This window comes from Nocardiopsis sp. iso_25, from assembly GCF_056173305.1.
Map to the genome: position 1 here is coordinate 4,932,597 of NZ_CM149667.1, position 25,321 is coordinate 4,957,917.

Sequence of the window (25,321 nt, forward strand, 5' to 3'; positions counted from 1 at the left end):
ACACATTCGGACGTGCCGTTGGTGGCGCGGCTCACGGTCCTGTGCCAGGGTGTCCGGGTTCCCACCCCCGGGCCCTCCCCCGCCCGATCCGAGAGAACGGACACACGATGCGAAGGCGTACCCTCCTGGCCGGTGCCACCGCCGCCGCGGGACTGACCGCGCTGGGCACCGCGCTCCCCTCCGCCCGCCCCGCCCTGGCCGACACCGGCGGCGGCAGTGGCGGCGGCGACCGCACGGTCCCCCGCGTCCTGGCGGAGCCCTCCGCCTCACACGGACTCGTCCGCCCCGACCTGCGCTTCGACATGGTGGCCGTCACCGGCGACCCCGGGGAGACCGACGCGGCGGTCCGCTTCGAGACCGCCGACGGCCTGGGCTCGTGGAACCCGGTGCACCTGCACACCGGGGGCCGCGACGACCGGGACCCGGTCGCGGCCGCGCTGGTGCGCGCTCCCGAGGGCGCCACCGGTTACGAGGTGCGTTCGAGGGGGGAGAGCGCGGCCGTGAACCTGCACGACGGCGAGGTGCTGCGCTTCGGCGGCCCCGCACAGGCGTCGCTGTCCGCGGAGGCCTCCGGCGTGACGCGCGGCCGGACCAACGTCCCGTTCCGCACCCGCGCGGGCTGGGGCGCCGACGAGTCCTGGCGTTTCGACGACCTCGGCAACGACCTGTGGGCGGCGGAGTTCCACCCCGTGCAGGCGCTGACCGTGCACCACACCGCGATGCCGACCGGCGACGACCACGCGGCGGACGTGCGGGCGGTGTACTACCTGCACGCGGTGCAGCAGGCGTGGGGGGACATTGGCTACCACGTGCTCATCGACCCCGACGGGGTGGTCTACGAGGGCCGCCACTCGGGCGGGGACGGTGTGCCGGTCTTCTCCGGGGTCCCGCGGCCGGGGCGGGCCGAGTCGGTGACCGCCGGGCACGCCTACGGGTTCAACCAGGGCAACGTGGGCGTGTGCCTGCTCGGGGACTTCACCGACGAGCTGCCCACGCAGGCAGCGCAGGACTCCCTGGTCGACGTGCTGCGCGTGCTGTGCGCGGTGACCGGCGTGGACCCGGCCGGGCGGATCGAGTACGTCAACCCGGGCACGGGCGTGGTCACGCCGGGCGACGCGATCTCCCGGCACCGCGACTGGCTGGAGACCGAGTGCCCGGGCAACGCCTTCTCCGAGGTGTTCGACAGCGCGGTCCGCCAGCGCGTCATCGCGGGCCTGGCATAGGCGGACGGGGGCGCCCGCCGGAACCGCGGACCGCACGGGGTCCGCGGCCGCGCCGACGGGCGCCTCCTGGTCGGGGCGGTACCGCCCTGTCTCGGGCACCCGCGGAAGAATCCGGGTGCCGCGCTCGGGTCCGGCGCGTATCGTGAGCGCACTCCGACCCGAGGGGAGAGGCGTGACCACCACGCAAGACAGACCGATACTGCCGTCAGTGATCCTGGAGACCGAGCGCCTGCGGCTGCGCGCGTTCGTCGAGGGCGACGTCGACGACGTGCACGCGTCCTGCACCGACGCCGAACTCCAGCGCTGGCTCCCCCTCCCCCTGCCCGGGGTGCCCTACACCCGGGAGGAGGCCGAGCGGTGGTGCCGTGAGGTGGCCCCCGCCCTGCGCACCTGCGGCGAGGGACAGCAGTGGGCCATGGTCGAGAAGGAGACCAAACGGCTCGTGGGCTCGGTGGGCCTGGTGCGTGTCGTGTGGGCGGCCATGAACACCGAGGTCGGCTACTGGGTTTCACCGTGGGGACGCGGCCGCGGGTACGCGACGGAGGCCGCCGTGGCCGTCTCCCGCTGGGCGCTGGAACAGGGCTTCCGGCGGGTGGAGATCAAGGCCGCCACCGGCAACACCGGTTCGCGCCGGGTCGCGGAGCGGTCGGGGTTCAGCCTGGAGGGCGTCGAACGCAGCGCGATGCCGCTGCACGAGGGCCGCGCCGACCTGGCGGTGTACAGCCTGCTCCCCGGCGACCTGGACTGACGCGTGCGCCCCGTCCGCACCGGGCTTGCCGACCGCACCGGGCGGCGTCCCGCCCGCACGGGTCGTACCGGGCGGGCGGGGCCGTACGGACCGCGGTCGCGGAGCGGACGAGGACGCGCCGGGCGCGTCCTCACCCCCACACGCGGGAGAGCAGCCACCTTCCGGTGGCCGTGTCGTGGCGCAGTTCGTACACCCCCTGGGACTGGGCCGTGCCCGCCTCCACCCGCCAGTGCCTGCGCTCGGGCGCCTGGGACTCACGCGCCGGTGTCCAGTCCATGCGCAGCGTGACCCAGTGTTCGAGGATCCTGCGCACTCCGTACACCCTGCCGTTCCACACGAACCGGGCCGGGCGCCCCTCGTCCTCGACGACGGTCACCTCCGCCCCGTAGTAGCGTCCCACGACACTTCCCCTCAGCATCATCCGCCTCCTGTCAGTCCCGGCACACGCCACCGGGACACCCACCCGTGGGGAAGACGCGGCCAGGTGTTCGAACGTGTGTTCTAATCCTAGCGAAAACCGGTGCCTCCGGGGAACCGTTCGGGCGCGAGGGGCATCCCCACGACTGACACGGCGCGTCCGCGCCGCTCACGAACACCCCGCCCCGGGTCCGGGCCCGCGTCCGCGGGGACCGGGGGGCGAGTCAGTCCAGAGCGCGTCGGCGTGTCGGCATCTGTACGCTGTGAGCGCGAACTCCACGATTCATGAGGGACCCCCAACTGTGACGTCGAACGGGCAGCAGAGCGGCAAACCCCTGCGCGTGGGGGATCCGCGCGAACTCGACGGTTACCGCATCGTGAGCCGTCTCGGCCGGGGCGGCATGGGCACCGTCTACCTCGCCAGGGACGCCTCCGACCGGTCCGTCGCAGTCAAACTCATCCACCCCGACCTGGCCGACGACGAGTCCTTCCGGCTGCGCTTCGCGCGCGAGGTCGAGGCCGCGCGCCGCGTGGCCCGCTTCTCCACCGCGGGGGTGATCGACGCCCGGCTGGAGGGCGATCCCCTCTTCATCGTCTCGGAGTACGTCCCGGGCCCGAACCTGGACGAGGCGGTCCGCGCGGACGGCTCGATGGCGGGCGGCACCCTGGAGGGCCTGGCCATGGGCGTGGCCGCGGCGCTCACCGCCATCCACGGGTCCGGGGTCGTCCACCGCGACCTCAAACCGGCGAACGTGCTGCTCTCCACGGTCGGCCCGAAGGTCATCGACTTCGGCATCGCCCGCGCCCTGGACGAGGCCGCGGACGCGGTCACCCGCTCCAGCCAGCTCATGGGCACCCCCTCGTACATGGCCCCGGAGCTGATCCTGGGCGAGCGGGCCACCGCGGCCGCCGATATCTTCGCGTGGGGCTGCCTGGTGGCCTTCGCCGGAACCGGCACCGCCCCCTTCGACGCCGCCACGGTCCCCGCCGTCCTGCACAACATCTCCTCGGCGCCGCCGCGCCTGGACGGCCTGGACCCGGACATGTACGACCTGGTCAACGCCGCACTGGACAAGGACCCGGCCAACCGGCCCACCTCCAAGCAGCTCCTGGCCCGGCTCACCGGCCAGGAGGACCCGCAGGAGTCCGAGGTGGAGCGCACGATCAGCACCTCGTGGGCCCCGCCGAGCAGCTCCCCGGTCCCGGGGCGGCCGCCGCGGGACACCGGGGTCGGGGTGCGGGAGAGCGGGCCCGCGGCGCACCAGGCGCCGAGCGGACCCCAGCAGGCGGAGGGCCAGCCCCCGGACAGCGGACCGCAGCAGGGCGCCGCGCTCCCGGACGGCGGCCAGCCCCTCCAGGCGCAGGCCACGCAGTACAACCCGTACGCGCAGCCCACGCACGTCCAGCACCCGGTACAGCCGCCCCACCTGGAACAGCGGCACGGCAACCCGGGCCTCCAGCCCCCGGGCCCCCAGCAGGGCGCGGGGTACGGCGGCCACCCGCCCCAGGGCCAGCCTCAGGTCCACGGCCAGCAGGTTCCCGGCCACTACGCCCACTCCGGCGGCCAGGTCCCCCCGGCGCACCAGGCGCACGGCGGTCACCCGTCCCCGGCCCAGGGCCAACACGCCTTCAACGCCTACTCCGGTCCCGGCGGCCCCGGTGCTCCGGGCCCACCGGGCAGCCCCGCTGGACCGTCCGGCGGCGCACCGCGCAAGCGCAGGCGGCTGGTGGTGATCGGCGCGGCCGCGGGCGCGGTCGTCCTGGTGGCCGCCGTGGGCGCGGCGGTCCTGCTCAACGACGGCCCGGGGATCCCGGAGAACACCGTCTCCATCCACAATCCCGACTTCAGCTCCGACCCCGGCTGGGTCAGCAACACCTACGCGTACGAGGAGTCCGACGGCTACTGGGCCGAGCAGGAGGGCGTCGTGCTCACGGTGGAGCCCGACACCCAGCCCAGCCGCGGTGAGGTGGTGGAACTGGAGCAGGAGCAGGAACTGCCCGCCGACGTCCTGGTGAGCAGCGGCGTGTACGCGGTCACCGGCCCCGAGCAGTCCATGTTCGGCCTGCGCTGCTGGGACAACGACGGTGAGGACGGCCGCAGCCAGTACGAGGCCCTGCTGCGCCACGACGGCCAGGGCGCGTCGGTCCGCCGGATGAGCGAGACCGAGGGCGACAGCGTTCTCGCGGAGGCCACCGACGTGCCCGGCTACGTGCCCTACCCGGTCTACGACGAGTCGTCGCGCGAGGAGTACGGCATCGACGCCGGGAACCCCTTCGGCTTCGACCACGAGAACATCCCCACCAACACCGTCACGCTCTCCTGCCGCTTCGACGAGGCCGAGGACACCATGGAGCTGTCCATGTGGGTCAACGAGGAGCACGTCCTGACCACCGTGGACGACAACCCCCTCCCCCAGGACGCCGAGGAACCGCAGGACCGCCGCAGGGTCGGCATCGTGGCCCGGCAGGGGCCGAGCAACCAGCCGTTCTCGGCGTTCTTCACCGACTTCTCGCTGCACCGGATCCTGGAGGAGGGCCGGTCGGAGTGAGCGGGCCGCCGTGGCCGGTTCGGGCTCCGGGCTGACATGATGCCGGGAACCGACCCGGAAGGAGCAGTGGACCCATGCGTGCCATCGTGATCGAGGAGAACGGCGGACCCGAGGTACTGCGGCTGGCCGAGAGGGACGACCCGGCGCCCGGCCCCGGGGAGGTCCTGATCGACGTCGAGGCCCGCGGGGTCAACTTCATCGACATCTACCAGCGCAGCGGCCTGTACGACGTCCCGCTCCCCTACGTCCCGGGGATGGAGGGCGCGGGCGTGGTGGCCGCCGTCGGCGAGGGCGTCACCGACCTGTCCGCGGGGCAGCGGGTCGGCTGGGCGATGGCCCCCGGCGCGTACGCCGAACGGGCCGTGGTCAAGGCCTCGCTGGTCGTCCCCGTCCCGGACGCCGTCTCCGCCGAGCAGGCCGCCGCCCTGCTGCTCCAGGGCATGACCGCCCACTACCTGGTCCGCTCGGTGTACCCGGTGGCCGAGGGCGACACCGTGCTGGTGCACGCGGCCGCGGGCGGCACCGGTCTGCTGGTGACCCAGCTGGCCAAGGAGCGCGGCGCGCGCGTCATCGGCACCGTGTCCACCGAGGAGAAGGAGCGCATCGCGCGCGAGGCGGGCGCGGACGAGGTGGTGCGCTACGCCGAGACCCCCGTGGCCGAGGCGGTGCGCGACCTCACCGGCGGCGAGGGGGTGGCCGCGGTCTACGACGGCGTCGGCCGGGACACCTTCGACGCCAGCCTGGCCTCGCTGCGCCCGCGCGGTGTGCTGGCGCTGTTCGGTCAGTCCTCGGGAGAGGTGGCCCCGGTGGACCCGCAGCGGCTCAACTCCGCCGGTTCGGTGTACCTGACCAGGCCCTCGCTGGCCTACTTCGTGGCCGACCGCGAGGAGCTCCTGGGCCGGGCCGGCGACCTGTTCGCGCTGGTGGGCGACGGCCGCCTGGACGTGCGGATCGGCGGACGCTACCCGCTGGCCGACGCGGGGCGGGCCCAGAGCGACCTGGCCTCGCGCCGGACCACCGGCAAGCTCCTGCTGGTCTGAGCCGGACGGCCCCGGGCCGCACGCACGACGGGCGGGGGAAGGCGGCCCCTCTCCCCCGCCGCTCCGAACCGGCTCCGCGGCCGGTGGCCCCGCCGCCGGTGCGGCGCGACCGGCCGCGCGGACGGAACCTAGTCCTCCTCGCGCGGCCCGGGCGTCCGGGAGCCGCCGAGGGCCGACCCGGCCCGCCTCACGTCGTCGCGGGCGTCGGCCACCGCGCGTTCGGCGGCCTCGGCCGCGTCCACGGCCGCCTGCGCCGAGGAGGAACGGGTGGGGTCGGGCGCCGTGAGCTGCGCGGGTCCGCGGGGTTCGGTCTCCTCCTCGTCCTCCTGTTTCCGCGTGGAGGGCACCGTCGGGGCGTCGCCCGCGAAGGCGTGGCTGACGTTCTTGACGGCCTCGGTGAGCTCGCCGGGGATCACCCAGAAGGTGTTGCCGTCGCCCTCGGCCAGGGACGGCAGGGTCTCCAGGTACTTGTAGGCGAGCACCTTGGCGTCGGCGTTGTTGGCGTGCACCGCCTGGAACACGCGCTCGATCGCCTTGGCCTCGCCGTCGGCCCGCAGGATGGCCGCCTGCTGGTCGCCCTGGGCCTCCAGGATGGCCTGCTGGCGGGCGCCCTCCGCCTTGAGGATGCGCGACTGGCGCTCGCCCTCGGCGTGGAGGATGGCCGCGCGCTTGTCGCGGTCGGCCCGCATCTGCTTCTCCATCGCCTCCTTGATGGTGGGCGGCGGGTCGATGGCCTTGATCTCCACGCGGTTGACGCGGATGCCCCACTTGCCGGTGGTCTCGTCCAGGACCCCGCGCAGGCGGGTGTTGATCTCCTCGCGGGAGGTGAGCGTCTTCTCCAGGTCCATGGAGCCGATGACGTTGCGCAGCGTGGTGACGGTGAGCTGGTCGATGGCCTGGATGTAGTTGGCGACCTCGTAGGCCGCGGCCCTGGGGTCGGTGACCTGGTAGTACAGCACGGTGTCGATGTTGACGACCAGGTTGTCCTCGGTGATGACGGGCTGCGGGCGCGAGGTGAACACCTGCTCGCGCAGGTCGAACTTGGAGTTGACGCGGTCCACGCCCGGGATGAGGAAGTTCAGGCCCGGGTTCAGGGTGCGGATGTAGCGGCCGAAGCGCTCGATGTTGTACGCCCTGGCCTGCGGGACGATGCGGATCGCCGCCAGGGCGACAGCAACGACGACGACCGCGAGGATGATGAGGGCGATGGTGGGTTCCATGTGCTGGCACCTGGCCTAGGTCGGGAACGTGGCTGTGGCGGGGTTCAGGGCAGTGCCTCGCGCGGGTAGACAACGGCTGTGGCCCCGTCGATCTCCATGACGTCCACGCGCGTGCCCACCGGGATGACGAGGTCCTCGTCGATGCAGCGCGCGGACCACTCCTCCCCGGAGAGCTTGATCCTGCCCCGGTCGGCGCCGACCTCCTGCAGGACGACCGCGGAGCGTCCGACGAGCGCCTGGGCACCCGACCTGACGACGGGGCCGCCCCTGAGCTGGCGCCGCATGATCGGCCGCACGAGGTAGATTCCGGCGGCCGCGGTGGCGGTGAACCCGATGATCTGTGCGGCCACCGGAAGCCCGATGGCGCCGAGGAGGGCGGCGACCAGCGCCGCGACCGCCAGGAGGCCCAGTACGAACGTGAGTGTGAAGACCTCGACGACTCCCAGGCCCACGGCGAGGATGAGCCAGATCAACCAGGCGTCCATGTTCCTGCGGCCCTCCCGCTCATGTTCGGGTATTCCTTACGCTACCCACACGGACCCGGCGAAGCACGCGATCCGGCTCCAGTGTTCCCCTGCCGTGACACGCGGACGCGGCCCCCGCCGGCACCCGCTCGGGGCCACCGCGGGCCGCGTCCGCTCCGCCCGTCCTACCGTCCGCCGGAGAACTGGTAGACGAGCTGGTACGTGGGCCGGTTCTGCCACGCGATCGGCCACATGTTGATGCCGCCGACCGCCTGGTGGATCACCGTGTCCGCGCACAGCTGGTCGCCCGGGTCGCAGTGCTCGTCGCCGGGGTAGACCTCCGCCGCGGGGGTGTCCGCGGCCTGGGCCAGGGTGTCCAGCAGCACCGTACGGCAGGCGTCCGGGTCGCCGCCACCGCAGTGGGCCTCGCCCAGTCCGCCCTCCACCTCCTGTCCGAGCACCGTGCGCAGGTCCTTGTCCACGTAGGACCACCAGCCGTACTGGAACGCCGAGCCCCGGTGGGGCTGCGTCTGGTTGACGCTCCCGGGCTCGCCTCCCCCGATGGAGCCCGAGGGCGACTCGTCGGTCTGCACGGCCCTGGTGAGCTGGGTGTAGAGGTCCTCGCCCAGGCCAGGTTCGAACTGGGCCCGCACCAGCAGCGGCCACCAGGCGTCCAGCGTGCGAATGGCGTCGGCGTGGGAGTAGTGCCCGGCGTCGCGGAAGGGCTCACGGCGCAGGGATCCCGACTCGTGCCAGAGCCGCAGCTCCTCCACGACCGCGGCCAGTTCGGGGTCGTCCACGGCCTCGGTCCCGATCACCTCCAGCAGGAGCGGGAGGACCTCCTGGGCGCGCAGGTCGGCGACCCCGGCCTCCATCATCACCCGGGTCAGGCTGGCGGTGGTGAACTCGTGCCCGTCGGCGACCAGCGCGGAGACGCGGCCGTCGATGAGGTCGCCGCGGTGCACCGACCCGGTGGCCCAGCCGGAGGTGTAGCCCTGGGCGGGCTTGTTGTTCCAGTTGACGATGTAGTCGGGGTTGATCGCCTGCGGGTGGTCCTCCTGCGGGTGGTAGTCAACGCCGTTGGTGTCGGGGTCCCAGCCGGACCAGCCCGCGTCGGAGTAGGCGTCCACGGGCAGGTTGGGGTTGGTGCCCTCGGTCCGGACCGGGTTGGCCCCGGAGTTGACGAAGGCGATGTCCTCGTCGTCGACGTAGTGCCAGTTGAAGGCGTATCCGATGTCCTCGGCCGCGTCCGTGAAGGTCTGCGCCGAGGTGACCTCGCCGGGGTCGTTGAAGCGCTGGAAGCCGATGATGGAGTCGACCTCGCGCATGTAGGTGGAGCGCCGCGTCGTGAACGCGACGGGCTCGCCGTCCACGGTCGCGAAGGAGTGCACCAGGCCGAACTCCGAGCGCAGGGAGGTGAGCGTGTAGCCGCCCGACGGAGTGCCGTCGGCGATGGTGGGCGACCACTCGTTGGTGACGCTCAGCTCCTCGAAGGGCACGCAGTCCCCGGCGGTGTCCACGTAGGCGCGCGACCCGGTGGTGGGCGCGGACCCGTCGGTCTCGCACAGTTCGACGGCGAAGGTGTCGGTGACGTCCTGGCCCGCCGATGTGGCGCTCCAGGCGTAGTCGACGCCGCGCCCCATCTGGACGTAGAAGCTCACGCCCGCGAAGGACGCGCCGCGTGCGCTGATACCCGGCCCCTGGAGTTCCTGGAGCATGAGCAGTTGCGGGGAGAAGTAGCCGGTCTGGGGGCCCATCACGGCGACGGGGTTGCCGCTCGCGGTGTGCTCGCCCGAGACGAGCAGGGCGTTGGACATGCCGCGGGGGTCGGTGAAGCCCTCGGGCAGGACGCCGTCGTTGAACACGCCCTCCACCGCGGACAGGTCCCCGTCCTCGACCATCTGTTCCAGCTCGTCGCGCTGTTCCCGGGGCAGGTCCTCGACCGCGGGCGCCTCGGCGCCCTCCTCGGGCTCCTCCACCGTGCTCGCCGACGGGGCGGGCTGCTCGGCGGTCTCGCCGCTGAGCGCGGAACCGTGCTCGTCGTGGACGATGTCGTAGGGCTCCACGGAGCCGGGGTCGGGCACGGCCTCGCCGACCGGGTTCTCGGGGGTGCCGCTGTAGGGGAACTCGCCCTCGACGCTGACCACGGCCTCGGGGTCGTTCTCCGTCCGCCAGGCGCGGTAGAGCTCGGCGCCCTCCTCGGCCCCGTAGCGGTCCCGGAAGTTGGCGAGCACGACGGCCGCCTGGACCTCGCCGCCGCCACCGCCGCCGAAGATGCCGCCCACCATGGCGGCGATGCCGACGACGTCGGTGGGGGTGAAGGGCTCGATCTCCCCGGCGTTGGTGATGGCGTCCTTGTGCCCGGTCAGGACGTACTCGCCGGGGAAGTCGCGGTCGTCGTCGGCCTCCTCGATGTAGGCGTTGACGCCCTCCAGGTAGGCGTCGACGTCGGCGAGGGCCTGCGCACCGCGCTCTCCGCTGGCCGCGACCCGGTCGATCTGCGCCTGCTTGTCCTCCTCGGTGTAGGGGGCGCTGCGCCACAGGTCCTGTTCCAGCCCGCGATTGCCCTCGGCCCCTCCGGCGAAGGAGGTGAGTTCACCGCGTCCGACCCGGCGCAGCACGTCCATGAGGAAGAGGCGGTCCTCCGCCGCGGCGTACCCGGCGCCGAACATGGTGCCCTCACGGGTGGTGCCCTCGACGTGCGGGATGCCGTGGTCGGCGTCGCGGGTGATGGTGACGTCGTCGCGCGGCTGGTACCGGCGCCCCACGTCGTCGGCGTCGACCCCGAAACCGGCGTCGAGGAAGAAGTCGTCCAGGCCCTCCTCGGTGAGGCCGTCGTAGTGGTGGACGAGGTTGTCGTACATGTCCAGCTGGCTGGAGGAGTGCCGCGGCCGGGTGCCGAAGACCTGGTGGCCGAGGATCTCGACGAGCGTGGCGCTGCCGTTCTGGCCGGGGGGAAGGATGTCGTTGCATCCCCCGGGCGCGCAGTAGTCGGGTTCCGGTTCGGCGAGGGCCCTGGGGGCGGCGGGGAGGGCGGCGAGCGTGGCCGCGGCCACCATCAGGGCGGTACCCGAGGCGCCGGTGCGTAGCCGTCGTCTGAGCGAGGGGAACAAGAGCTGTCACCACCTGGGGGTGCGGGCGATGGGTGAGCGCATGCTACGCACGAGTAAGGAAATCGCGAAAGAGATTCATATTTGGGCGGGCCGGAGGAACCCCGTACCGGAAAACCGGCGGGTTTGGAGTGACCTGCGCCACAAGCAGCCCGAATTCCGGAGGGCGGTCGGGGCAGTGCCCGGCACGGGAGACGGGGCGTGGCCACATCCGGCCACGGTCCTCGGACGCACCCCCGCGGGGCCGCCGGTACGGCCGGACGGGTCGGCGCCGGTACCGGGGAAGTGGTTCTGTGCCTGCCCGCCTTTTGACACAATCGCGGCATGAGCGAGTACCCCAACTCCCGCCCGGGGGAACCGTGGTGGCACGAGCCCCACGGTGAGACCCCCGGCTGGGGCCTTCCCCCGCAGCAGCACGGCGGCGGGGCCCTGGAGCCCTACGGCTCCCCCACCGGGGGCTACCAGCCCGCCGTCCCCCCGCCCCAGCCCGAGGGGGACGTCCCCCTCGGCACCATCGGCGAGATCGCGTTCTCCCGGCACACCGTGATCACTCCCATCGGGCGCTTCCCGATCAGGGGAACGGTGTGGACGGTGAACGACATGAGCCGCACCGAACGGAACACACCCACCTGGGCGGTCATCGTGGCCGTCCTGGTCTTCTGGTGGACCTGTCTGCTCGGACTGCTCTTCCTCCTGGTCAAGGAGCAGAGGACCACCGGGCACGTGCAGGTCACCGTCCAGGGGCACGACAGGCACTACAGCACGACGATCATGGTGGCCCACCCTGGCATGGTGGGCCAGATCCACCAGCAGGTGAACTACGCGCGCAACCTGACCTGAGCCGGGCCCGCGCCCGGGGTGTTCACCGACGCCAGCCGGGCGCTACCGGGCCGCCGCCGCGGCCACGGCCAGGGCCCCGAGGTGGACGGCCCGGGCCAGGCGGACCGCACGGCGGATGTCGTCGACCCCGGCCCGGGGCCCGTCGCCCATCGCCGGGCGGCGCTCCTCGCGCCCCCCGTAGACGTTGGCGCCGCCCAGGGTCCGGCCGAGCGCGCCCGCGAACGCGGCCTCGCACTGCCCGGCGTTCGGGCTGGGGTGCCGGTCGCCGTCGCGCCGCCACACGCGCCACGCCCCGCGCACGTCACCGCCGACCACGGGCGCGGCCAGGACCGCCAGGACAGCGGTCAGCCGGGCCGGGCCCCACCCGGCGAGGTCGTCCAGCCGCGCCGAGGCGGACCCGAACCGTTCGTAGCGCTCATCGCGGTGGCCGACCATGGCGTCGAGGGTGTTGACGGCGCGGAAACCCGCCAGGCCCGCGACCCCGCCCAGGGCTCCCCAGACCAGGGGCCCGACCACGGCGTCGGAGGTGTTCTCGGCGACCGACTCGACCACGGCCCGGGCGACTCCCTCCTCGTCGAGCCGGGAGGGGTCCCTGCCGCACAGGTTCGGCAGGAGTTCCCGCGCCCGCGCGAGGTCGCCGTCCTCCAGGGCCCAAGCGATCTGCTCGGCCTCCCGGCACAGCATGCTGCCGCCGAGCACGGCCCACGTCGTCGCAGCAGTCGCCGCGCCGCCCCGCACCACGGAACCCGCGGCCACCACCGGAAGCACGGCCCCGGCCGCGAACAGGGCGCCGCGCGCCCGCGAGTCCCCGTAGACGCGCCGTTCCCACCATCCCGCGGCGCGCCCGTACAGGGCGACCGGATGCCCCCGACGCGGGTCGGGCACCGCCTTGTCGAGCAGGAAGCCCGCCACCAGTCCCAGAGATCGCACCCGACCACGTTAGCCGTGTCAAGGAAGTCCCTCGCAACTCCCAAACCACGGCAAACCATGTTTGTCTCTCTGGGTAATAACACATACACAAAGAGCAATAACTGACTGACCGTAAGGGGCCTCCGCATGCTGACCGCGCTGGCCGTGCTGATGGTCTCCGCAGGTCAGTGGTGGTGGTTCTGACTTCCCGTCCCACCTCGGGCATCGGGACTTCGCGAAACGCCCGGGGTACAGCACCGCACCGGGAGTTAATCACCGGTAACGTGGTGCGCGAGGCCCATAGCGACCGGTTTGGTGGAACGCGCGTGGTAACGAGAGGCAACTACGAATCACCGTAGTTGATGAGTCTTTGCCCGACTGTGGGCGACATCAGGCGAATACCCTAGAATGTCTGCCCGGGACGCCACCGGCACCACGGCACGGGTCCTCCCGACCGCAGGCCCGCCGACCGGCCCTCGCCCCGCCTTCGGCGCGCGACGCCTTCCCGCGACCACGTGTCACAGCGTGATCACGACCTGCCATGGCGGGCGACAATTGAATCGAGCACCCGTAGCTCAGTGGATAGAGCACCGGACTTCTAATCCGATGGTCGCAGGTTCGAATCCTGCCGGGTGCGCCACAAAACCCCAGTTCAGTCGGGGTGCGCAAGTCGAACAGGCGAGGCGCCGGGCCCGGATCGGGGCCTGAAATGCTCCTCGTGTGCTCCCCAGTGCAGGGTCCAGTACAGGTGGAGGCCCACCTCGCGGAGCACTTTGCCGTCCCGTGACCCTGGTGGCCCGCGCCGGGCACGCCCCCGTGCCAGCCCACCAGCGCCCCACAACCGTCCCGATGCCGCGGCGTGGTGTACCTCTCGGGCCTGGGGCACGCCCTGGTGCCCCAAGGCCGCATACGGCCGACCCAGCCGAAGCCCCTGCCCCCAGGTCCTCGCGCGCCGCGATCAGACGGCATGGACAAAACGCGAGGAGAACGAGAACGAGACAGCGTCGCCAACGCCGTGAACCGAGGTCTGAACCAGGTCCACCTGAACCTGGCACCACCGCGAACTCCAGTGCCTGCGCGCCAAGGTATTCAACGGTTCTCCGGAGAATCCTGCCCGGAAAACGGATCGGCCAATTCACAGATCGACCTGTTGCGTACCGTGAACGCATGAGCAATGGAATCCGATGGATCGGCGTACACAGCGATCAGAGGCCGAGCACCCGTATCCCCGGGATGCTCGGTGGTATTTCCCTCACCGCAGCCCGTGACATCGACACCGAGGACTTCCTCACCTGTCTCGGCGCAGAGCCCCTCCAGCTCGACGAAGGCTGTCTATACAAGGACTGGCGATCGGTGGCCCTTCCTGACGGGATGGATACCAGAAAAGTCAACTACGCCATGTACGGCACCTACGGTGACTGGGTGTACGTACTGGAGGATCGGGAAATGGCCACCTGGCACATGCACCGTCGCGGCGGCCCGCCGATGTCCGCGCTGGCCGGGGTGGAAACCGTCTGTGTGAGCTTGAACAGGCACGACCCGCCCCCCTACATCTCACACGTCACTCCCGAAGGCCACATCGTCAGTGTGGAGTACGGGGAGGACACGGGCTACGGATCAGCGTTCGATGCCGCGCTACAAGCGGCGGGTGCAGTCTTCCCATCCGTGTGGGACATGCCGGAGGACGAGCTGGAGCTGTACTGGGAGCAGAATATGGAAGGACTCCTGCCAGCGGTGTTCTCCGCAGTCGGAAACTACTGCGGACTGTCCATCGATCAGGTAGCAGTCGAAACCGGTGACCTTCCCGTCGCTGTTCTCTTCCCCCTGACTTGACCCACACAGACCAGGAGGGGCTCTCCTGATATTCGGCCTGTGGCGGTTAGGTGACGGTCATGGTGTAGATGCCGGGGTCAGCTGGTTTACCCCCGTCGACGGTGTAAGCGCAGTTGCCACTCATACGGGGGCCGTCTCGCGTACTCCTTGGCAGAGGCTGGATGCAAGCCCTGCGGTTAGGGCACACCCGTGGTGCTGTCGTCGGAACCTGCTTTCTACAGGCCGCCCAGCCGCCTGTTCATCGTGTCCAGTGTCGGCCAGGGAGGACCGCCGCGCAGCGCGCGCAGGAGCTCCTCCCCGAAACGCCTCCCGTTCGGGAACTCGTCGCCGCGGTCCCAGCGCCACGCCGCGACCATCGCGAGAACGAGCTGTCGGCACTCGTCCAGGAGCCCCTGGTCGATGTCCGGGTAGTGCTCGCAGACCTCCTCGGGCACATGGGCGAGGTCGAACTCGACGGGTCCGCGGCAGCACGTCTCCAGGTCGATGAACAACGGGCCGATCCGTGTGCTGAGCACGTTGCCCGGATGCGGTTCTCCGTGGAGCAGTTGCTCCGCGGCGCCGCGCTCCCCGATCGTCCGTCGCAGGCCCGCCAGCCTGCCGCCGAGGAAGGCGCGATCCGCGTCGGCCAAATCCGGTGAGCGGTCCGGGTCGGCCACGATGTCCTGCGCCTGCGTGATCCGGTCCGTGAACCGCGGGCTCGGCACGTCGACCCGGCGCATGCCGGCGTGCAGCAGTTCCAGCGCCTCGGCGCACTCGGCCGGTGGGACGCGGGGCGTTACGGGCTCGTAGTAGGTCCACAGCGTCACGGTGAAGCCGTCGCGCGTGTACACGCGCGGGTCCGCCCGGGGCTCCAGGGGGCACACCGGGGCCCCCGCCGCGACGAGCCGCTGAGCCAGCTCCACCTCGAACCGCGCGACCTCCTGGCCCACGGGGGCGACCCGGGCGAAGACGTCGCACGGGGTCAGCCGCAGCGCCAGCTTGTTCGAGTTGTGGAGCACGGTCGCGCCGCTGGCCGGCAGGCCGAGCGAGGCGGCGACCGAGGTCGCGGCCGCCGTCGCACGAGTAACGTCGGACATTTCCATGCTCAGATCCTGGCGTACCGGACGCCGGTGGTCTCCCCCTTTTCCTTTCCGGGCACGGGGGTGGCTCGGTCGCCCCGCGCGCCTGCGTACCTCCGCGTCACCCACGGTCACAGGCCATCACGCGCAGGGCCCGCGCGGCGGTTGGAGGGGTCGGGACCGGGTAGTGGCTGCCCCATGCTGCTGATGAGGCCACCGGGTGTTTACCCAGCTCAGGAGGACACCTCCTTGCTCCGTACCGTGCTGCGCCAGCACGGCCGGGTCGCCGGGCGCTCCGTCCTCGACGTCGGTTCGGGCACCGGGGCGCTGGGCATCGAGGCCTTCCGCGCCGGCGCGGCCAGCCTCACCTCGATCGACCTGTCGCGCCGCTCGGTGCTGGCGAGCTGGCTCAACAGCCGACTGCACGGGGTCCCGGCCAAGGTCCGGCGCGGCGACCTGTTCGCTCCCGTGGCCCCGCACCGCTTCGACCTCGTGCTCGCCAACCCGCCCTACATGCCCGCTCCCGGTCGGCGGCTGCCCCGCCACCGGATCGCCAGGTGCTGGGACGCGGGGCCGGACGGGCGGATCCTGTTGGACCGCATCTGCGCGGGGGCGTCCTCGGTGCTCAGCGAGGACGGCGCACTGCTGCTCGTGCAGTCCGAACTCGCCGACGAGCAGGCCACGTTGGAACAGCTCAGGAAGGCCGGGCTGGTGCCCGAGGTCCTCGCCAGGGCCCGCATCCCGTTCGGGCCGGTGCTGCGCGCGCGTGCCGCGGCGCTGCGCGCCCGAGGTCTGCTCGGCCCCGACCAGACGGAGGAGGAACTCGTGGTCATCGAGGCACGCCATGGCTGAGGACCGCCGCCGGATCGTCGTCACCGACGACGGCCCGGTCCTCGTCTACGGCCCGGTCGACGTGGAGACGCCCGACGGAACGCGCGTGCGCAGCGACCGGGCGGTCACCGCGCTGTGCGTGTGCGGCCGCAGCAGGCGCCGCCCGTTCTGCGACACCAGCCACCGCCGGCGTGTACGCGGCGACGGAGGGAAGGAGCACGGCCCATGACCATGACGACGCCGGAGGCGCCGACGCTGCCCGCCCCCCGCGGCCCGGTCTCCGAGGCGGTTCTGGAAGCGCTGCGCGGGAACCGGACCGGGCTCCCCCCGGTGGACGGCTCCCCGCCCTACGGTGAGGACCTCCAGCTCGCCCTCTACTGCTGCTACGAGCTCCACTACCGCGGGTTCGGGGGAGTCGACGCCGACCGCGAGTGGGACCCGGCGCTGCTGGCGTTGCGCGCCGGACTGGAGGGGGCCTTCCTCGGCGCGCTCAGGGACGAGGTGGCCCCCGGCACGGACGTCGAGAGCGAGATCGGCGCGCTCCTGGTCGAGCACGTCGACGCGTTCGGCGCCTCCCACCACCTGCGCCGCCACGGGCAGCTGTGGCAGCTGCGCGAGTACGTCGCCCTCCGCTCCCTCTACCACCTGAAGGAGGCCGACCCGCAGACCTTCGTCATCCCGCGCCTGCACGGCCCCGCCAAGGCGGCGCTCGTGACCGTGCAGCACGACGAGTACGGCGCGGGGGACCCCGAGCGGACGCACTCCACGCTCTTCGCCGACATGATGGCCGAACTGGGCCTGTGCGCGGACTACGGCGCCTACCTCGACTCCGCCCCCGCCGAGATGCTGGCCGAGGTCAACTTCATGTCGCTGTGCGGTCTGCACCGCGGGTTGCGCGGAGCGCTGATCGGACAGTTCGCCACCGTCGAGCTCACCTCCTCCCCCGGCTCGGACCGGCTGGTCAAGGCCATGCGGAGGCTGGACTGCGGTCCGGCCGCCATCCGGTTCTACGCCGAGCACGTCGAGGCCGACGCGGTGCACGAGCAGCTCCTGCGGCGCGAGGTGATCGCGCCGCTGCTGAGCACCGAACCCGAGCTGGCCTCCGACATCGTGTTCGGCGTCCGCGCCAGCACTCTCCTGGCCACCCGGCTGGAGGAGTACCTCCTGAGCCGGTGGAGCCGGGGCGAGTCGGGCTTGCGCGAAGCGACGGGACGGACGTGAGGAGACCATGAGAACACCTGGACCAGCGGTGCGGGCCCGTGTCCTTCCGCTCGCCGACAGGGGCGACGCGGTGCCGGACGACACCGTGGTGCGCGACTGCCTGCGGCAGTCACCGCCCCGGCTGCCGCCCTGGCTCGGCTACGACGCGGTCGGCTCCGCGCTGTTCGAGCGGATCACCGAGCTGCCCACCTACTATTTGACCCGCGTGGAACGCGACCTGTTGGAGCGCCACTCCGCGGAGATCGCCGAACTGCTCGCCTGCGGGCGCGTCGCCGAGCTGGGCAGCGGAAGCGCGAAGAAGACACGGCTGCTGCTGGAGAGCTGTCTGCGCCTGCGCGAGACCGCCTACCTGCCGATCGACGTCGACCGGGGCATGCTGGAGTCCAGCGGCGCCGAGTTGTGCGCGGAGCTGGACGGACTGGAGGTCACGGGCCTGTGGGGACGTTACGAAGCCGGTCTGGACTGGCTGCGCACCCACCCCGGTGAGCCGCTGGCGATCGTCTTCCTCGGCAGCAGCTTCGCCAACGCCACCCGCGGGGAACGCGACGCGCTGCTGGGCGAGATCGCCCGGACCCTGCGCCCGGGCGAGGCCTTCCTGGTCTCCGCCGACCTGGACAAGGGCCGCGAGGCCCTGGAGACCTGCTACAACGATCCCGCCGGGCACTCGGCCTTCGCCGACTTCCGGCTCAACTACCTCACCCGGTTGAACGACCTCTACGGCGCCGACTTCGTGCTCGAAGACTTCGTCCCGGAGGCGCGCTACGACGCGGACACCACCACCGTGGAGGGGCGTCTTCGCGCCCGGGCCGACCGGGCGGTGCCCGTACCGGGTCTGGGGCTGACCGTGCGGGTGCCGCGCGGGCGGTTCGTCAACGTCGGCTACTCGGTGAAGTTCGATGTTCAGGGGCTGACCGAGGAGGTGGGGGCGCACGGTTTCGGTCTGAGGGCCCGGTGGCTGGACCCCGACGCGCGGTACGGGCTGTTCCTCTTCCGCCGCGACGGGGGCTGAACGGGCGAGGCGAAGGGCCGCCACCCGTGCGGGGGGGGCGGCCCTCCTGTCGCGAAGGCGCGACTACCTCCGGCCGACGACCTCGAACTCGAGGACGTCGGTGAACTCGCGGCCGTAGGAGTCGGTCGCGGTCACCTCGGCGGTGTGCTCACCGGTGTGCAGGTTCCTGGGCAGGTCGAACCGCCACAGGTGCATCGTCCGGTTGGCCAGGCTGCCGCCGTGGACGAGCTGTTGCGCGACCGCGTACGGGTCGGAGTACTCGACGCCGACGTTGACGGCCTCGCCCTCCATCTGCTGGGTGCGGGTGGCCTCCCGGGCCGGTCCGCCGTCGATGCTGACCTCGACCGTCGAGCCGGTGGAGCCGAAGAAGAAGTTGGTCGTCAGCCAGCTTCCGTGGGCCAGGTCCCTGCGGTCGACCACCAGGGGCTCCTCCAGTTCGGGGGCCTCGCCCACCGGGTTGCCGTTCCACTCCTGGCGCTCCCCGACCCACTCGCGGTAGGTCGGGCTGTTGATGCCCAGCTGCGTCTGCACGTCGTCGGTCTCGCCGGTGACGGTGTAGCGCTCCTGGAACTCGCTGCCCTGGATGTCCAGCGTCACCACGCCGGGGCGTCCGCCGTCGCGGCCGATCGCGGTCGGGTAGCCCTCCTCGCCGATCGCGCCGGAGTACCAGTCGCCCGAGATCGCGCCCGCGGTGATGTGCGGGAAGGGCAGGCCCTCGACACCGAACAGGTCGTTCCAGCCCTTGGCGCCGTCACCGGTCTTGAGGTTCTCGATGCTGTGGCTGTGGCCGGACACCGCCACGGCGCTGCGGCCCTCCAGCAGCTCGTGCACGCGCCGGACCTGGTCGGTCTGGTGCACCGGGGAGGTGGAGTCGGCGTAGTTGAGCAGACCGATGTGGCTGGCGACGACGACGAGCTTGTCGGGGTCGACGTTGGCCAGGTCGCGTTCGAGCCAGGCGAGCTGGTCCTCGTCGAGGCGGCCGTTGTAGGACGGGTCGCCCTCCGGGTCGGCGCAGTGCGCCTCGATGCCCGCGGGGCTGTCCTCGGCCGCGACGCACGGGTACTCGACGGTGTTGAGCGCGATGATGTGCGTGTTGCCGACGTCGTAGGAGTAGTACTCCGGAGCCAGCTGCGCGCGGTAGGTGTCGAAGGAGTGCTCGGAGCCGGGGGCGTCGAAGTCGAGGTCGTGGTTGCCCGGCAGGAAGCGGGCCGGGCCGTTGGTCTCGGCGACCAGGTCCTTGATCTCGGGGTAGAGCGACAGGTCGTCGCCGACGACGTCGCCGACGAACAGCGTGCCGCAGCCGGCGTAGTCGTGGCGCGCGGCCAGGTCGGCGATGGCGCCGTCGCGCGCGTACTCGATCTCCTGCCGGTCGTAGGTCTGCAGGTCTCCGGCCATGATGCAGCTCTGCGCGTCGGTGGCGGTCAGCTCGCTCTCCACCAGCGGGAAGTTGACCTCGGACGGCAGGGGGCCGGTCGGCTCGATCCCGCCGTAGCGCAGTTCCGGCGACCCCTCGGGCAGGTGGTTGTAGTGGAACTGCGGGATGTTGTGCTCGTCCATCGGCACCTGATAGCCCGAGGGCTGCGTGATGGACACCGTCATGTTGTCGAACGCGGGCAGTTCGTAACGGCCCTCGCTGTCGGTCAGCACCACGTCGCGGCCGTTGGTGACCATGACGCCGGACAGGCCGGCCTCCTCGCCGTCGCTGGCGCTGTCCCGGTCGGCGTCGACGAACACCTGGCCGGTCAGCACCGCGTCGTCGGCGGCTCCGGCCGGGGTGCGGACCACCTCGATCTCACCGCGGTAGGCGGTGTCGTCGAAGTTCTCCGACGGCGCCGCCGCGGCCGGGGCGGACACCGCGGTCAGGGAACCGGCGATGACGGCGGCCATCGAGGCCGCCAGCGCCGCGCGAGAGTAACGGCGTGTCCGCGGAGCACTCGGCGTTTGCGCACGTCGTGAATGTGTCGTTGGCATGCAGTTGCCTCCGGTCTGCGGGGGAGGGGGAGCAAAACCGGCCAGGGGGACCGGCGGGAAGCAACCTTTCTAGATATGGCTGAACAAAGGCCCAGTTGTCGGCCAACAGTCGGCCACCAGGCGGTGACCACTGGCGCGGCGCACTGATTATTCTCAGCCAGTTCTATCCCCATACGTTGTGAATGGCTAGGGCCGTCCGGGCGTTCTCTCCGTTCCGTCCCGGACTGGCTCGGGTCCTGCTTTCGGGACGGCCGCGAGGTTCATCCGGCCTCCTGGCGCACTTGTCCCCGAGAAAGTTCCGGAGCCGGGAGCCAGGCGTCGCCGACAAATGTCCGCGCACGTCAGCTAATGTCTACGCACGTCGGCCCGGGAAGCAAGGCGCAACTCCGTACACGCCGAAAAACCTCCGCGGAGCGGTGTCGGACGGCGCCCCTCGGCCGCCCCGGACGACACGCCCCCTCCGGTGACGGGACCGGCGCAGTGCGGCGTACATCCAGGTGAACCGCGGGTATCCCGACGCGGGGTTCCGGCCCCGTCGACGGCTCCCCGCGCCTGCCCCGCCGCCCCTCGGCGGCCCCGTCGCCCGCGGCGACACCACGACCGGTGCCACCCTCGCGCGCCGCGACCCTTTCCTGTACCCTCTTCGTGGTCGCTTTTCGGATAAGCGGGAAGGTGCGAACGAAGATCAAGGCACTGGCTCCGATCAGTCTGGCTTCGTCTTTCCGGGGCCATTACCTCTGGCGGAGCGTGCCCGGGAACTCGCACTCCGACTCGGCCCGGCGACACTCCTGCAGTTCCTTCTCACCATCGCCGCGGGCCTGTTCACCTGCAAAGTCGCCTCGGGTACCGCTGATCTGCTCGTGAGAATCCTCAGGCACAAGGCCGTACAACGGTGGCCGGGCCTGGTGGCGGAAAAGCCGCGTCGCGGTTCGGCCGGAACAGGGGAATCCGTTCGGGGGCCGGCGGCGATCCGCAACGGGGTCCACGGTGACGTGTCGGGCGTCGTCGTCCAGGCCGGGCGCGTGGACCGGCTCCACATCCACCCCCGCGGCTGCGCGGCCCCGGACCGCCCCGGCCCGGCGGCCGCCGGGCCGCCGGAGAACGGCCCCGCCTGAGCAGGTTCCCGGAGGCGCGGACCGCGCCCGGGAACGGGACACATCACCTCTTCTCCGCCCGTCTATACACATTGTGTATAGTCGCCGCCATGTCTATCGGCAACACGCTGCTCGGCCTGCTCGAATCGGGCCCCCGCCACGGGTACGACCTCAAACGCCTCTTCGACGAGCGGTTCGGGCACGACCGGCCGTTGCACTACGGACAGGTCTACTCGACGATGTCGCGCCTGCTCAGGAACGGCCTGGTCGAGGTGGACGGTGTGGAGACCGGCGGCGGCCCCGAGCGCAAGCGCTACGCCGTCACCGACGCCGGTGTCACCGACGTCGGCCGCTGGCTCTCCACGCCGGAGAGCCCCGAGCCCTACCTCCAGAGCACCCTGTACGCCAAGGTCGTGCTGGCGCTGCTGACCGGCCGTGACGCCGCCGGACTGCTGGACGTGCAGCGGGCCGAGCACCTGCGCCTGATGCGTGAGCTCACCCGCCGCAAGACGGGCGGCGACCTCGCGGACCAGCTCGTCTGCGACCACGCCCTGTTCCACCTGGAGGCCGACATCCGGTGGCTGGAGCTGACCGCCAGCCGCCTGGACCGGCTCGCCGGGGAGGTCGGCGCGTGAGCGGCACCACCGCGGCGGAGGGCGCGGGGGCCCTGCTCACCGCCACCAGGCTCCGCAAGTACTTCGGTTCGACCGCCGCGCTGAACGGAACGGACTTCAGCATCGGCTCCGGCGAGGTCGTCGCCGTCATGGGCCCGTCCGGCTCCGGCAAGTCCACGCTGCTGCACTGCCTGGCGGGCATCCTCGACCTCGACGGCGGCACCGTGCACTACGACGGGCGTGAGCTGTCGGCCCTGTCCGACGCCGAGCGCAGCAGGCTCAGACGCAGCGACTTCGGCTTCGTCTTCCAGTTCGGCCAGCTCGTCCCCGAACTGACCTGTGTGGAGAACGTGGCGCTCTCCCTGCGTCTGACCGGCGTCGCCCGCAGGCGCGCGGAGGCCTCCGCGGCGGAGTGGATGGCCCGCCTGGAGGTGGACGACGTGCGCGACAAGCGCCCCGGCCAGGTGTCCGGCGGACAGAGGCAGCGGGTGGCCATCGCGCGGGCGCTGGTGTCCGGGCCCCGGCTGCTCTTCGCCGACGAGCCCACCGGCGCGCTGGACTCGCTCAACGGGGAGCGCGCCATGGAGCTGCTCACGGGCGCGGCCCGCGACACCGGGGCCGCGGTCGTCCTGGTCACCCACGACGTCCGGGTGGCCGCCTACTCCGACCGCGAGGTCGTCGTCCGCGACGGCCAGGCCCTCGGCCCCGCCATCGGCCCCGCCATCGGGCCCATGGGGGCGACGTGATCGGCCGGTGGTACCGCGACCTGGCCATGGGCGCGGAACTCACCCTGGGCGGCGGGCGGGTCGGCTGGACGGGGACGCTGCTCACCGCGCTGGGCGTGGGCCTGGGGGTGATGGTGCTCCTGCTGGCCGCCGCGGCGCCCTCGGCTCGCGCGGCGGGTCAGGAGCGGATGGACGCGCGGGCACCGGTGTACCTGGAGCGGGGCGCGCCGACCAGCGGTGCCGCGGTCCTCGCGGCCCCCCGGGTCGTCGAGTACCGGGGCGACATGTTCACGGGCATGCTGCTCGAAGCGCCCGCGGGGCCGGGGACGCACGTGCGCCCGCCGGGGATCGACCGGGTGCCGGAGGCGGGCGAACTCCACGTCTCCCCCGCCCTGCGCGACCTCCTGGACTCCCCCGGGGGCGCCCTGCTCGCCGAGCGGTTCGACGGCGCCGCGGTCACCGGCCTGATCGGCGCCGAAGGGCTGCGGGGACCGCACGAGCTCTACTTCTACCTGGGCACGGACTCCCTCTCCCGGTCCCCGGTCCCGCACGCCGCCTCCGGCTTCGGCGCGGACCTGAGGGACGGCGGCATGTCCGCGGCCCTCGTCCTGCTCGTCGTCGTCATCATCGTGGTGCTGCTGCTGCCGATCGCCGCGTTCGTCCTCACCGCGACGCGCTTCGGGGCCGAGCGGCGCGACCAGCGCCTGGCCGCGCTGCGGCTGGTGGGCGCGGACAGGGCGATGACGCGCAGGGTCGCCGCGGGCGAGTCCCTGGTCGGCGCGGTCCTGGGCCTGGCCCTGGGCGCCGGGTTCTTCCTGGTGGCGCGGACCTTCGCCGACGACGTGCGGCTCCCGGGCCCGGGCGTGCTGCCCGCGGACCTCACGCCGGCGCCGCCGCTCGCCGCCCTCGTCGTGGTGCTCGTCCCGGCCAGCGCCGTCCTGGCGACGCTCCTGGCGCTGCGCGGGGTCGAGGTCGGTCCGCTGGGCGTCTTCCGGGAGGGCGCCGACCGGGGTCGGCGGCTGTGGTGGCGCGTGGCGGTCCTGGCCGTCGGCTGCGCCGTCCTGGCCGCGCTCGGGCGGGGAGGAGGCTCCGAGGGCACGGAGTGGGCCGTCGCCGCCGGTGTGGCGGTGGCCCTGACGGGGTTCACCCTGCTGCTGCCGTGGGTCGTCGAGGCCGTGGTGGGCCGACTGCGCGGCGGTCCGCTGTCGTGGCAGATGGCCACGCGGCGCCTCCAGCTGAACGGCGGGATCGCGGCCCGCACCGTCAGCGGGGTCACCCTGGCCGTGGCCGGGGCGATCGCGCTCCAGATGCTGTTCTCCGCGATCGCCGCCCGGGTCCCCTCCGACGGCGGCCCGGAGCCCGGACGGGTGGGGATGATCGCCTCGGCCATGGTGGGGAGCAGCGCCGAGGCCGCGGAGTTCGCCCGCGACCTCGGCGGCGCCAGGGGTGTGGAGTCCTCCTCCCCCTTCCTCCTGGCCCACCTCCCCCCGGCGGACGCCCCGCCCGGCCCCGACGACCCCTCCCGGACGCGGGCGGTGGTCGTCGCCGACTGCGCGACCCTGGGCGGGCTGATCGCGTTCTCCTCGTGCGCCGACGGCGACGCCTTCGTCTCGGGTGAGGGGGCCTCCGCCGTGCGCGCGGGGGACCGCCTGGACCTCGACAACGCCCCTCGGGGCGGCTCCGCCTCCGGGCCCCGCACCTGGACCGTCCCGCCGGTGCGCGGGGCCGAGGCCGCGGACGGCCCGGTCGGGCAGGAGTACCGGGGGCTGTTCGTCACCCCGTCCGCCCTTCCGGTCGAGGAGCCGGAGTACCTCCAGTCCACGGTGCTCGTCACCCTGGACGGGAGCGACCCGGACGCGGTCGAGCACGTGCGCAACCACGTCGGGATCGACAGCCCGGGAATCCGTCTGCGAGTGCTGCACCAGGAGGGCGGCGGCACCCTGTTGACGTCCATCGGCGACGCGCTCCGGGCCGGTGCGGTCCTGATCATGCTGGTGATCGGGGCGAGCATGGTCGTCTCCACGGTGGAGCAGCTGCGGGAGCGCAGGCGGCAGCTCTCGGTGCTGGTCGCCTTCGGGACGAGCCGTGCCACGCTCGCCGCGTCGGTGCTGTGGCAGACCGCGATCCCGGTGGTGCTCGGCCTGGCGATCGCCGTCGGGGGCGGGACCGGGCTCGGGCTCCTCCTGCTGCGGCTGGCCGACCTCCCGGTCACCGACTGGCTGGGGTTCCTGCCGCTCGTGGGCGCCGGATTCGGCGTGATCGCGCTGGTGACGCTGGCGAGCCTGCCCTGCCTGTGGCGGATGACGGGCCCCGAGGGCCTGCGCACCGAGTGAGGCCGGGGAGCGCGGCGGGGTCGTGGAACCGGTGTCCGCGGCCCCGTCGGGCGTTCGGGGGCCGGTAGCGCCGGAGGCCCCCGCTTCGGGGGGACCGCGGGAAAACCCGGAT

20 protein-coding genes and 1 tRNA gene are annotated in these 25,321 nt (G+C 72.3%); 14 read left to right on the top strand and 7 right to left on the bottom strand.

Annotated features, from left to right (window positions below):
* The first annotated feature begins 107 nt into the window (after positions 1 to 107).
* Both AC0VX6_RS21225 and AC0VX6_RS21230 read left to right on the top strand, forming a co-directional pair.
* Positions 108 to 1,223 (top strand): peptidoglycan recognition protein family protein, encoded by a 1,116-nt coding sequence (locus AC0VX6_RS21225; protein WP_475465758.1) that lies wholly within the window; start codon positions 108 to 110, stop codon positions 1,221 to 1,223.
* A 172-nt stretch (positions 1,224 to 1,395) separates the two neighbouring features.
* Positions 1,396 to 1,971: a GNAT family N-acetyltransferase gene (locus AC0VX6_RS21230; RefSeq protein ID WP_274974333.1), complete on the top strand. Its 576-nt coding sequence runs from the start codon at positions 1,396 to 1,398 to the stop codon at positions 1,969 to 1,971.
* Positions 1,972 to 2,101: 130 nt separating this feature from the next.
* Here AC0VX6_RS21230 and AC0VX6_RS21235 read toward each other — a convergent pair whose 3' ends face one another.
* On the bottom strand, positions 2,102 to 2,392 hold the full coding sequence (locus tag AC0VX6_RS21235) for a DUF6504 family protein (protein ID WP_013154448.1): 291 nt from the start codon (positions 2,390 to 2,392) through the stop codon (positions 2,102 to 2,104).
* 298 nt (positions 2,393 to 2,690) lie between these two features.
* Between AC0VX6_RS21235 and AC0VX6_RS21240 the strand changes: the two genes are divergently transcribed.
* Both AC0VX6_RS21240 and AC0VX6_RS21245 read left to right on the top strand, forming a co-directional pair.
* Complete coding sequence (locus AC0VX6_RS21240; protein ID WP_274974334.1) at positions 2,691 to 4,937, top strand: serine/threonine-protein kinase; 2,247 nt, start codon at positions 2,691 to 2,693, stop codon at positions 4,935 to 4,937.
* A 74-nt stretch (positions 4,938 to 5,011) separates the two neighbouring features.
* Positions 5,012 to 5,977 carry a quinone oxidoreductase family protein gene (locus AC0VX6_RS21245; protein ID WP_274974335.1) on the top strand — a complete coding sequence of 322 codons (966 nt, stop codon included), beginning with the start codon at positions 5,012 to 5,014 and terminating at the stop codon, positions 5,975 to 5,977.
* Positions 5,978 to 6,105: 128 nt separating this feature from the next.
* Here AC0VX6_RS21245 and AC0VX6_RS21250 read toward each other — a convergent pair whose 3' ends face one another.
* The 3 genes from AC0VX6_RS21250 to AC0VX6_RS21260 form a co-directional block, all read right to left on the bottom strand.
* Positions 6,106 to 7,197 carry an SPFH domain-containing protein gene (locus AC0VX6_RS21250; protein ID WP_274974336.1) on the bottom strand — a complete coding sequence of 364 codons (1,092 nt, stop codon included), beginning with the start codon at positions 7,195 to 7,197 and terminating at the stop codon, positions 6,106 to 6,108.
* A 44-nt stretch (positions 7,198 to 7,241) separates the two neighbouring features.
* Entirely contained in the window at positions 7,242 to 7,682 is a 441-nt protein-coding gene (locus AC0VX6_RS21255) for an NfeD family protein (RefSeq protein WP_013154452.1), read from the bottom strand.
* A 164-nt stretch (positions 7,683 to 7,846) separates the two neighbouring features.
* Positions 7,847 to 10,774: a penicillin acylase family protein gene (locus AC0VX6_RS21260; protein WP_475465762.1), complete on the bottom strand. Its 2,928-nt coding sequence runs from the start codon at positions 10,772 to 10,774 to the stop codon at positions 7,847 to 7,849.
* A gap of 321 nt (positions 10,775 to 11,095) precedes the next feature.
* Here AC0VX6_RS21260 and AC0VX6_RS21265 point away from each other — a divergent pair, with 321 nt between their 5' ends.
* Entirely contained in the window at positions 11,096 to 11,611 is a 516-nt protein-coding gene (locus AC0VX6_RS21265; RefSeq protein WP_475465764.1) for a hypothetical protein, read from the top strand.
* 42 nt (positions 11,612 to 11,653) lie between these two features.
* On the opposite strand, the gene AC0VX6_RS21270 is transcribed toward AC0VX6_RS21265, so the two are convergent.
* Positions 11,654 to 12,541 (bottom strand): cobalamin biosynthesis protein, encoded by an 888-nt coding sequence (locus AC0VX6_RS21270; protein WP_274974339.1) that lies wholly within the window; start codon positions 12,539 to 12,541, stop codon positions 11,654 to 11,656.
* A gap of 543 nt (positions 12,542 to 13,084) precedes the next feature.
* Between AC0VX6_RS21270 and AC0VX6_RS21275 the strand changes: the two genes are divergently transcribed.
* Together AC0VX6_RS21275 and AC0VX6_RS21280 are read left to right on the top strand one after the other, a co-directional pair.
* Positions 13,085 to 13,160: transfer RNA gene (locus tag AC0VX6_RS21275), tRNA-Arg, on the top strand.
* A 527-nt stretch (positions 13,161 to 13,687) separates the two neighbouring features.
* Entirely contained in the window at positions 13,688 to 14,353 is a 666-nt protein-coding gene (locus AC0VX6_RS21280; protein WP_274974340.1) for a hypothetical protein, read from the top strand.
* A gap of 215 nt (positions 14,354 to 14,568) precedes the next feature.
* On the opposite strand, the gene AC0VX6_RS21285 is transcribed toward AC0VX6_RS21280, so the two are convergent.
* Positions 14,569 to 15,435 (bottom strand): phosphotransferase, encoded by an 867-nt coding sequence (locus AC0VX6_RS21285; RefSeq protein ID WP_274974341.1) that lies wholly within the window; start codon positions 15,433 to 15,435, stop codon positions 14,569 to 14,571.
* A 183-nt stretch (positions 15,436 to 15,618) separates the two neighbouring features.
* On the opposite strand from AC0VX6_RS21285, the gene AC0VX6_RS21290 reads away from it, so the two are divergent.
* From AC0VX6_RS21290 to AC0VX6_RS21305, 4 genes are read left to right on the top strand one after another with little or no spacing between them, the layout of a single operon-like run.
* Positions 15,619 to 16,263 carry a HemK2/MTQ2 family protein methyltransferase gene (locus AC0VX6_RS21290; RefSeq protein WP_274978210.1) on the top strand — a complete coding sequence of 215 codons (645 nt, stop codon included), beginning with the start codon at positions 15,619 to 15,621 and terminating at the stop codon, positions 16,261 to 16,263.
* The gene (locus AC0VX6_RS21295) at positions 16,256 to 16,471 is read left to right on the top strand and encodes a CDGSH iron-sulfur domain-containing protein (protein WP_212643192.1); all 216 of its coding nucleotides are present in this window, start codon (positions 16,256 to 16,258) and stop codon (positions 16,469 to 16,471) included. The genes AC0VX6_RS21290 and AC0VX6_RS21295 overlap by 8 nt, the downstream gene beginning before the upstream one ends.
* Positions 16,468 to 17,463, top strand: coding sequence for an iron-containing redox enzyme family protein (locus AC0VX6_RS21300; protein WP_274974342.1), 996 nt, complete (start codon positions 16,468 to 16,470; stop codon positions 17,461 to 17,463). The genes AC0VX6_RS21295 and AC0VX6_RS21300 overlap by 4 nt, the downstream gene beginning before the upstream one ends.
* 7 nt (positions 17,464 to 17,470) lie before the next feature.
* The gene (locus AC0VX6_RS21305) at positions 17,471 to 18,472 is read left to right on the top strand and encodes an L-histidine N(alpha)-methyltransferase (protein WP_274974343.1); all 1,002 of its coding nucleotides are present in this window, start codon (positions 17,471 to 17,473) and stop codon (positions 18,470 to 18,472) included.
* A gap of 63 nt (positions 18,473 to 18,535) precedes the next feature.
* Here the strand turns inward: AC0VX6_RS21305 and AC0VX6_RS21310 are convergent, their stop codons facing one another.
* Positions 18,536 to 20,359 (bottom strand): calcineurin-like phosphoesterase family protein, encoded by a 1,824-nt coding sequence (locus AC0VX6_RS21310; protein ID WP_274974344.1) that lies wholly within the window; start codon positions 20,357 to 20,359, stop codon positions 18,536 to 18,538.
* Between the two features lie 1,288 nt (positions 20,360 to 21,647).
* Between AC0VX6_RS21310 and AC0VX6_RS21315 the strand changes: the two genes are divergently transcribed.
* The 3 genes from AC0VX6_RS21315 to AC0VX6_RS21325 are packed head-to-tail and all read left to right on the top strand — an operon-like array spanning position 21,648 to position 25,209.
* Positions 21,648 to 22,172, top strand: a complete 525-nt coding sequence (locus tag AC0VX6_RS21315) for a PadR family transcriptional regulator (RefSeq protein ID WP_274974345.1) — start codon at positions 21,648 to 21,650, stop codon at positions 22,170 to 22,172.
* Positions 22,169 to 22,897 (top strand): ABC transporter ATP-binding protein, encoded by a 729-nt coding sequence (locus AC0VX6_RS21320; protein WP_475465768.1) that lies wholly within the window; start codon positions 22,169 to 22,171, stop codon positions 22,895 to 22,897. Before AC0VX6_RS21315 ends, AC0VX6_RS21320 begins: the two co-directional genes overlap by 4 nt.
* Complete coding sequence (locus AC0VX6_RS21325; protein ID WP_475465770.1) at positions 22,894 to 25,209, top strand: ABC transporter permease; 2,316 nt, start codon at positions 22,894 to 22,896, stop codon at positions 25,207 to 25,209. Before AC0VX6_RS21320 ends, AC0VX6_RS21325 begins: the two co-directional genes overlap by 4 nt.
* The last annotated feature ends 112 nt before the right edge of the window (positions 25,210 to 25,321 follow it).